Source organism: Mucilaginibacter rubeus (assembly GCF_014643835.1).
Classification (GTDB): Bacteria; Bacteroidota; Bacteroidia; order Sphingobacteriales; family Sphingobacteriaceae; genus Mucilaginibacter; species Mucilaginibacter rubeus.
In genome coordinates, this window is sequence record NZ_BMKD01000025.1 from 1 (window position 1) to 610 (window position 610).

The window sequence follows — 610 nt, forward strand, 5'->3', positions numbered from 1 at the left end:
GACAATTCCCGGCGTGGGCGAGATTACCGCTTTGTTATTTGTAACAGAAGTGGGCGATGTGAACAGGTTTAAATCGTTCGATGCTTTATGCGATTACGTTGGCCTTGTGCCCAATACTCACAGCACTGGTGATAAAGAAAAAGTATCAGGTCTGACCAGGCGGGCCAATCATCAGCTCAGGGAAAAACTCATTGAAGCCAGTTGGACAGCCGTACGTACAGATCCCGCCTTGACGATGCCTTATAATAATTACTGTAAAAGGATGAAAAAGAACAATGCCATCATCAGGATAGCTAAAAAAATGCTTAACCGGATTCGGTATGTAATGAAAAACGAATGCCCGTATGTAATAGCGGTTGTGAAATAATAAACAACAAAAGTGCAGGATAAAACAATCTGTTTTGTTATCAGATGATAAACCGGAATGAGAAATCCGCAGCCCCTTTTGAGGTGTCTGCTTTGTATAAGACTACGGTTATCATTTTATCAAATAATTTAAACGCGATGCTGCGGCCCGTAATGGTGTCTGCTTATAGGAGATTGATTGGTATTTATCGGTGCATTAACGTAATTGAAAATCGGTGAAGGTTTTCTTAGCCATAGGCGAAAA

1 protein-coding gene is annotated in these 610 nt (G+C 41.1%); it reads left to right on the forward strand.

Annotated elements, in window-relative coordinates; all coding sequences use genetic code 11:
* On the forward strand, positions 1 to 367 hold a 367-nt coding region (locus IEX80_RS27735), incomplete at its 5' end, for a transposase (protein ID WP_188834833.1).
* Positions 368 to 610: the final 243 nt, after the last annotated feature.